The organism is Cellulomonas biazotea (assembly GCF_004306155.1).
GTDB lineage: Bacteria > Actinomycetota > Actinomycetes > Actinomycetales > Cellulomonadaceae > Cellulomonas > Cellulomonas biazotea.
In genome coordinates this window covers 1-7356 of sequence record NZ_BIMR01000286.1, presented here as the reverse complement: position 1 = coordinate 7356, position 7356 = coordinate 1, and the positions used below count along the sequence as shown (strand labels likewise).

The 7356-nt window shown below is 74.3% G+C and carries 7 protein-coding genes and 1 pseudogene; all 8 read right to left on the bottom strand.

Translation table 11 applies throughout. The annotated features are described in order from the left end of the window. Positions 1-288, bottom strand: a pseudogene (locus CBZ_RS16745) (argininosuccinate lyase); the annotation flags it as partial. Continuing rightward, the gene (locus tag CBZ_RS16740) at positions 281-1522 is read right to left on the bottom strand and encodes an argininosuccinate synthase (protein WP_130782622.1); all 1242 of its coding nucleotides are present in this window, start codon (positions 1520-1522) and stop codon (positions 281-283) included. The gene CBZ_RS16740 and the pseudogene CBZ_RS16745, both read right to left, overlap by 8 nt. A 45-nt stretch (positions 1523-1567) precedes the next feature. Further along, positions 1568-2146 carry an arginine repressor gene (locus CBZ_RS16735; RefSeq protein ID WP_130782621.1) on the bottom strand — a complete coding sequence of 193 codons (579 nt, stop codon included), beginning with the start codon at positions 2144-2146 and terminating at the stop codon, positions 1568-1570. Next, a complete protein-coding gene (gene argF / locus CBZ_RS16730) occupies positions 2143-3075 on the bottom strand; it encodes an ornithine carbamoyltransferase (protein ID WP_130782620.1) in 933 nt (310 codons plus the stop codon). Before argF ends, CBZ_RS16735 begins: the two co-directional genes overlap by 4 nt. After that, a complete protein-coding gene (locus CBZ_RS16725; protein ID WP_130782619.1) occupies positions 3072-4379 on the bottom strand; it encodes an acetylornithine transaminase in 1308 nt (435 codons plus the stop codon). The genes argF and CBZ_RS16725 overlap by 4 nt, the downstream gene beginning before the upstream one ends. Continuing rightward, positions 4376-5362, bottom strand: coding sequence for an acetylglutamate kinase (argB, locus tag CBZ_RS16720; RefSeq protein WP_130782618.1), 987 nt, complete (start codon positions 5360-5362; stop codon positions 4376-4378). The genes CBZ_RS16725 and argB overlap by 4 nt, the downstream gene beginning before the upstream one ends. After that, positions 5359-6573, bottom strand: a complete 1215-nt coding sequence (gene argJ / locus CBZ_RS16715; RefSeq protein WP_130782617.1) for a bifunctional glutamate N-acetyltransferase/amino-acid acetyltransferase ArgJ — start codon at positions 6571-6573, stop codon at positions 5359-5361. Before argJ ends, argB begins: the two co-directional genes overlap by 4 nt. After that, a partial coding sequence (argC, locus tag CBZ_RS16710) for an N-acetyl-gamma-glutamyl-phosphate reductase (RefSeq protein WP_130782616.1) occupies positions 6573-7356 on the bottom strand: 784 nt, incomplete at its 5' end. The genes argJ and argC, both read right to left, overlap by 1 nt.

Genomic DNA, 7356 nt, shown 5'->3' with positions numbered 1-7356 from the left:
GCGCTCGAGCGCCGTGTGCACGTCCTCGTCGTCGGGCGCCGGGCCGAACGCCCCCGACGCCACGTCGGCACGCAGCCGCTCGAGCGCGTCGACCATGCCCGTGAGCTCGTCGTCCGTGAGCAGGCCCGCACCCCGCAGGACGCGCGCGTGCGCCACCGACCCGGAGATGTCGTGGTCCGCCAGCCGCCAGTCGAAGTGCGTCGAGCGCGACAGGTCGGCGAGCGCGGCGGCCGGCCCGGAGGCGAACCGGCCGCCCCACAGGGCGAGCGGGGCCTGCTCGTCAGGCATCTCCGATACCGCCCTGCGAGCCGAGGTCCTCGGCGTTGCCGAACCGCACGTCGCGCGCGGCGGCGAGCTTGGAGGACAGGCCGTAGATCTCGATGAAGCCCTTCGCGGCCGACTGGTCGAACGTGTCGCCCGTGTCGTAGGTCGCGAGGTTGAAGTCGTACAGCGACGCGTCGGAACGGCGGCCCGACACGGTCGCGCGGCCGCCGTGCAGCACGAGCCGCACGTCGCCCGAGACGTAGCGCTGCGTGTCGTCGACGAACACGTCGAGCGACTTCTTCAGCGGGGAGAACCACTGGCCGTCGTACACGAGCTCCGTCCAGCGCTGCTCGACGCCGCGCTTGAACCGGGCCTGCTCACGCTCGACCGTGACGTTCTCGAGCTCCTGGTGGGCGGCGATGAGGGCGATCGCGCCCGGCGCCTCGTACACCTCGCGCGACTTGATGCCGACGAGGCGGTCCTCGACGATGTCGATCCGGCCGACGCCCTGGGCGCCCGCGCGGCGGTTCATCTCCTGGATCGCCTGCAGCGGGGTCACCGGGACGCCGTCGAGCGCGACCGGGATGCCGGCCTCGAACGTGATGACGACCTCGTCGGCGACCGGCGGGAACGTCGGGTCGTCGGTGTAGGTGTAGACGTCCTTCGTCGGGGCGTTCCAGATGTCCTCGAGGAAGCCGGTCTCGACGGCGCGGCCCCACACGTTCTGGTCGATCGAGAACGGGTTGTGCTTGGTGGTCGCGATCGGGAGCTGGTGCTTCTCCGCGAAGTCGATGGCCTTGTCGCGCGTGAGCGCGAGGTCGCGGACCGGCGCGAGGCACGTGAGGTCGGGCGCGAGCGAGGTGATGCCGACCTCGAAGCGGACCTGGTCGTTGCCCTTGCCGGTGCAGCCGTGGGCGACGGTCGTCGCGCCGAACTGGCGTGCGGCGCGCACGAGGTGCTTGACGATGACCGGCCGCGACAGCGCGGAGACCAGCGGGTAGCGGTCGAGGTAGAGGCCGTTCGCCTTGAGCGCGGGCATGCAGTACTCGCTCGCGAACTCGTCGCGGGCGTCGGCGACGTACGCCTCGACGGCGCCGCAGTCGAGGGCACGCCGGCGGATGACCTCGAGGTCCTCGCCGCCCTGGCCGACGTCGACGGCGACCGCGATCACCTCGGCGCCGGTGGCCTCGGCGATCCAGCCGATGCCGACGGACGTGTCCAGGCCGCCGGAGTACGCGAGGACGACACGCTCAGTCATGGAACTTCTCTCTTCTCAGGGGGTTCGGGTCGGGGAGGTCGAAGGTCAGTCGGCGGGGCGCGAGCGCGCCGCCGGGTCGGGCCGCGCGTCCGTCGCGAGCGCGAGGAAGCGGGCCGCGAGCGCCGCACCGGCGGCTGCGGGGCTCGGTGCGTCCTCGCCCTCGCGGGCGATGACGAGCACCGTGTCGTCCCCCGCGATCGTGCCGAGGACGGCAGGCAGGACGGAGTGGTCGATCGCGGAGGCGAGGAACTGCGCGGCGCCCGGCGGGGTGCGCAGGACGACGAGGTTGCCCGACGCCTCGGCGGTGACGAGGAGCTCGGCGCACAACCGCGCGAGCCGGGCGGCCAGCATCTCCTCGTCGGGGCCGGGCGCGGTCGTGCGCAGGCCCCCCTCGGCGGGCACCGCGTACGCGAGCGCGCCCGACGGCGTGCGGACCTTGACGGCCCGCAGCTCGACGAGGTCGCGCGACAGCGTCGCCTGCGTCACGGACACGCCCTCCGCGGCGAGGAGCTCGGCGAGCTGCTGCTGCGAGTGGACGGTGCCGCGCGTGAGGAGCGCCGTGACGAGGGCCTGCCGGGCGGCCTTCGTCGCGGGCACCGTCGCGGGTCCGGACGCGACGCTCACGACCGCTCCAGCAGCCAGGTCAGGAGCGCCTTCTGCGCGTGCAGGCGGAACTCGGCCTCGTCCCAGACGACCGCCTGCGGGCCGTCGAGGACCTCCGCGGTGATCTCCTTGCCGCGGTACGCGGGCAGGCAGTGAAGGACGAGCGCGTCGGGCGCGGCGAGGGCCATCGCGGCGGCGTCCACGCGGAACGGGACGAACGGCGTCTCGCGCGCGTCGGCCTCGCCCTCCTGGCCCATCGACACCCACGTGTCGGTCGCGACGACGTCCGCGCCGGTCACGGCCTCCGCGAGGGAGCCGACGACGGTGACCGACCCGCCGGTGCGCGCGGCGACCGCAGTCGCGTCCGCGACGACCTGCGGGTCGGGCGGGTAGCCGTCCGGCGTCCCGACCCGCACGTGCAGGCCCGCGGTCGCGCCGCCGAGCAGGTAGGAGTGCGCCATGTTGTTCGCGCCGTCGCCGACGTAGGCGAGCGTGAGGCCCGCCAGGCGTCCCACGCCGCCGCGGTGCAGCGCGACCGTCGCGAGGTCGGCGAGGACCTGGCACGGGTGGAACAGGTCGGTGAGCGCGTTGACCACGGGGACCCCGCCGAACTGCGCCATCTGCTCGAGCCGCTCCTGCTGGTACGTGCGCCACACCACGGCCGCGACCTGGCGGCCGAGCACGCGGGCGGTGTCGGCGACCGACTCCCGCACGCCGATCTGCGCGAGCGAGCCCTCGACGAGCAGCGGGTAGCCGCCGAGCTCCGCGATGCCCGTCGTGAAGGAGACCTGCGTGCGCAGCGTCGGCTTGTCGAAGATCACCGCGACCGCACGCGGCCCGACGAGCGGGCGCCGGACGTACCGGTCGTCGCGGAACGCGAGCGCGAGCTCGAGGACCTCGCGCTGCTCGGCGGGGCTGAGGTCGTCGTCCCGCAGGAAGTGCCGGGTCACGCGTCCACCCCCACGTCCGCCGGGAGGGCGCCGAGGAACTCGACGAACGTCGCGGCCTGCTCGTCGGTGAGGACGAACGGCGGCGCGAGGCGGATCGTCGTGGGCGTGCAGGGGTTGACGACGAAGCCAGCGTCGAGGGCCAGCGACGCGACCTGCGGGGCGACCGGGCGGGTCAGCTCGACCGCGATCAGCAGGCCCTCGCCGCGCACGGCGTCGACGAGCGGGTGACCGAGGCCTGCGACGCGGTCGCGCAGCGTCGCACCCGTCCGCGTGACGTGGGCGAGCAGGTCGTCGCGCTCGATGACGGCGATCGTCGCGAGCGCGGCGGCCGCCGCCACGGGGTTGCCGCCGAACGTCGTGCCGTGCTGGCCACGGCCGAGCAGCGTCGCCGTGCGCTCCCCGAACGCGACGAGCGCGCCGACCGGGAAGCCGCCGCCGAGCCCCTTCGCGAGCGTGACGGCGTCGGGCACGATGCCGCCGCCGACGTGCGGCAGGTGGTGCGCCATCCAGGTTCCGGTCCGGCCCATGCCGGTCTGCACCTCGTCGAGGATCAGCAGCGCGCCGTGCTCCGACGTCAGGCGACGCGCGAGCGCCAGGTAGCCCGGGGGCAGGGGGCGCACACCGGCCTCGCCTTGGATCGGCTCGACGAACAGCGCCGCGACCCGCTCCCCCGCGCCGTCCGCGAACGCCGCCTCAAGGGCGGCGGTGTCGCCGAACGGCAGGAACTCGACGCCGCCGGGCAGCGGCTCGAACGGCTCCCGGTACGCGGCCTTGTGGGTGAGCGCGAGCGCACCCATCGACCGGCCGTGGAACGCCCCCTCGAGCGCGAGGACCCGCGGGCGGTCGGCGCCGCCGTTGCGCCGTGCGAGCTTGAACGCGGCCTCGTTCGCCTCCGTGCCGGAGTTCGTCAGGAAGACCCGCGACCCCTCGGGTGCCTGCGCGAGCTCGAGCAGGCGCTCGGCGAACGCGATCTGCGTCGGGCTCGCGAAGAAGTTCGAGATGTGGCCGAGCGTGCCCAGCTGGGCGCTGATGGCAGCCGTGAGCGTCGGGTGGGCGTGGCCGAGGGAGTTGACCGCGATGCCCCCGAGCAGGTCCAGGTACCGGCGGCCGTCCGCGTCCCACACGTACGGGCCCTCACCGCGCACCAGGACGCGCTGCGGCGCACCGAACGTGTCCATGACGGCGTGCGTGTACCGCTCGGTCCACTGTGCGACCGAGCCGTCGGTCACCGGGACCGGCAGGGACGCGTCGGGGGCGGTCGCCGCCCGGTGCCGCCCGGCGGCGGGCGTGACGTCGGTGCTCATGGGTGGACCTCCGGGGCGGGCCGGACGGCCGGCACGGGCGCGGTGAACGGGGCGTCGGCGGGCTCCTCGTCGGGCAGCACCATCGTGCCGATGCCGTCCGACGTGAAGACCTCGACGAGGATCGAGTGCGGCGCGCGGCCGTCGATGACGTGCGCGCGGCCGACACCACCCTCGACCGCACGCCAGCAGGCCTCCATCTTGGGGCGCATGCCCGCGTCGAGCGTCGGCAGCAGCTCCGCGAGCTCGCGCGCGCGCAGGCGCCGGACCAGCGACGACCTGTCGGGCCAGCTCGTGTAGAGCCCCTCGACGTCCGTCAGCACGATGAGCTTGCGCGCACCGAGCGCGACCGCGAGCGCGGCCGCCGCAGTGTCGGCGTTGACGTTGAGCACCTGCGTCGGGTCGTCGAGGTCGGGCGCGACCGTCGAGACGACGGGGATGCGGCCCGCGTCGAGCAGGTCCTGGACCGCACCCGGGTTGACGTGCACGACGTCACCGACCAGGCCGATGTCGACGTGCTCGCCGTCGACGACCGCGGTCCGGCGCCGCGCCTGGAACAGGCCGCCGTCCTCGCCCGACAGGCCCACCGCGTGCGGGCCGTGCGCATTGAGCAGGCCGACGAGCTCACGCGACACCTGACCGGTGAGGACCATGCGGACGACGTCCATCGCCTCGGGCGTCGTCACGCGCAGGCCGCCGCGGAACTCCGACTCGATGCCGAGCCGGTCGAGCATCGCGTTGATCTGCGGGCCGCCGCCGTGCACGACGACCGGCCGCAGGCCGACCTGGTGCAGGAACACCATGTCCTGCGCGAACGCGCGCTTGAGGTCCTCGTCGATCATCGCGTTGCCGCCGTACTTCACGACGACGAGCGCGCCGTTGAACTTCTGCAGCCACGGCAGGGCCTCGATGAGGACCTCGGCCTTCTGGTCGGCGCGCAGGTCGGTGCGGGTGTCGAAGACGAAGTCGCCGGGGTGGCCGCTCATGTGGAGTACGCGCTGTTCTCGTGGACGTAGTCGTGCGTGAGGTCGTTGGTCCAGACGGTCGCGACCTCGGTGCCGGCGTGCAGGTCGATGAGGACGTGCACCTCCCGGGCGGCTGCGAGGTCGACGTCGGTCCGGGGGGCGTGCGCGCCGCCGGCGCGGCAGACCTGGACGCCGTTGATCGTCACGTCGAGGAGCTCGGGGTCGAACGCGGCGACGGACTCCGGGACGGTCCCGACCTGCGCGAGCACGCGTCCCCAGTTGGGGTCGTTGCCGAACATCGCGGCCTTGAACAGGTTGGACCGCGTGACGGCCCGCGCGACGGCCACGGCGGCGTCCTCGGTCTCGGCGTTGGTGACGGTCACGGCGATGTCGTGCGTGGCGCCCTCGGCGTCGGCGACGAGCGCGCGGGCGAGCTGACCGCAGACCGCGGTCAGCGCGGCGGTGAACCCGGCGGGGTCGGGGCGGGCCCCGCTCGCCCCGGACACGAGCAGCGTCACCGTGTCGGACGTCGACATGCAGCCGTCGGAGTCGACCCGGTCGAACGTCTGCCGGGTGGCCTCGCGCAGCGCGGCCTCCGCGACGTCGATCTCGATCTCCGCGTCCGTCGTGAGGACGCACAGCATGGTCGCGAGGCCGGGCGCGAGCATGCCCGCACCCTTGGCCATGCCGCCGACGGTGAACGTGCCGAAGTCCCCCGGGATCGTCACGTGCGCGGTCTTGGCGACGGTGTCGGTCGTCATGATCGCGGTGGCCGCGGCGGGCCCGCCGTCGGCGGCGAGCTCGGCGGCCGCGACGTCGACTCCCGCGAGCAGCGTCTCGATGGGCAGCCGCTCGCCGATGAGACCGGTCGAGCACACGACGACGTCGCCCGCGGAGACGGCCAGCGCGTCGGCGACCTTCTCCGCCGTGCGGTGCACGTCCTCGAACCCGGCGGGTCCGGTGCAGACGTTCGCACCGCCGGAGTTCAGCACGACCGCGGACACGACGCCGTCCGAGACGACCTGCCGCGACCACACGACGGGGGCGCCGACGACACGGTTGGTCGTGAACACCGCGGTGCCGACGCGGCTCGGGCCGTCGTTGACGACGAGCGCGAGGTCGGGGCGGCCCGACGCCTTGAGCCCGGCGGTGATGCCGGCGGCGCGGAAGCCCGCGGGGGCGGTGACGCCCGGGGAGGGCGTCTCGGGGGCGAGGTCGGCGAGCTGGCTCATCAGGGAGCGACTCCGTCCGTGGGGAGGCCGAGCGTCTCGGGGAGGCCGAGCGCGAGGTTGAGCGACTGCAGGGCGCCACCGGCGGTGCCCTTGACGAGGTTGTCGATCGCGGTGACGGTGACGACCCGTCCGGCGCGCGCGTCGACCGCGACCTGCACGAGCGCGGTGTTCGCCCCCAGGGTCGCAGCCGTCGTGGGCCACTGCCCCTCGGGGAGCAGGTGGACGAAGGGCTCGTCCGCGTAGGCGGCTTCCCACGCGGCGCGCACGGCGGCGGGGTCGGTGCCCTCGACGAGCCGCGCGGTCGCCGTGGCGAGGATGCCTCGCGACATCGGGACGAGCGTCGGCGTGAAGGAGATCGTCACGTCGGGTGCGCCCGCGGACCGCAGGTTCTGCGCGATCTCCGGGATGTGCCGGTGGGTGCCGCCGACGGCGTAGGGCTGCGCGGAGCCGAGCGCCTCGCTCGCGAGCAGGTGGGTCTTGAGGGTGCGTCCGGCGCCCGAGTAGCCGTTGGCGAGGACCGCGACGACGTCGAGCGGCTCGACGACGCCCGCGGAGATCCCCGGCTGGAGGCCGAGGGTGACGGCGGTGACGTTGCAGCCGGGCACGGCGATGCGGCGCGCGGCGGCGAGCTCGGCACGTTGTGCGGCGGCGGTGGTCTCCCCCGCGTGCAGCAGCTCGGGCAGGCCGTACGGCCACGTCCCGGCGTGGGCGCTGCCGTAATAGGCCTCCCAGGCACCGGCGTCGACGAGCCGGTGGTCCGCACCGAGGTCGACGACGACCGCG

Excerpts from the sequence above, each read along its gene's own strand:
- CBZ_RS16740 (WP_130782622.1), bottom strand. The coding sequence starts at position 1,522 with ATGACTGAGCGTGTCGTCCTCGCGTACTCCGGCGGCCTGGACACGTCC.
- CBZ_RS16725 (WP_130782619.1), bottom strand. The coding sequence starts at position 4,379 with ATGAGCACCGACGTCACGCCCGCCGCCGGGCGGCACCGGGCGGCGACC.
- argB (WP_130782618.1), bottom strand. The coding sequence starts at position 5,362 with ATGAGCGGCCACCCCGGCGACTTCGTCTTCGACACCCGCACCGACCTG.
- argJ (WP_130782617.1), bottom strand. The coding sequence starts at position 6,573 with ATGAGCCAGCTCGCCGACCTCGCCCCCGAGACGCCCTCCCCGGGCGTC.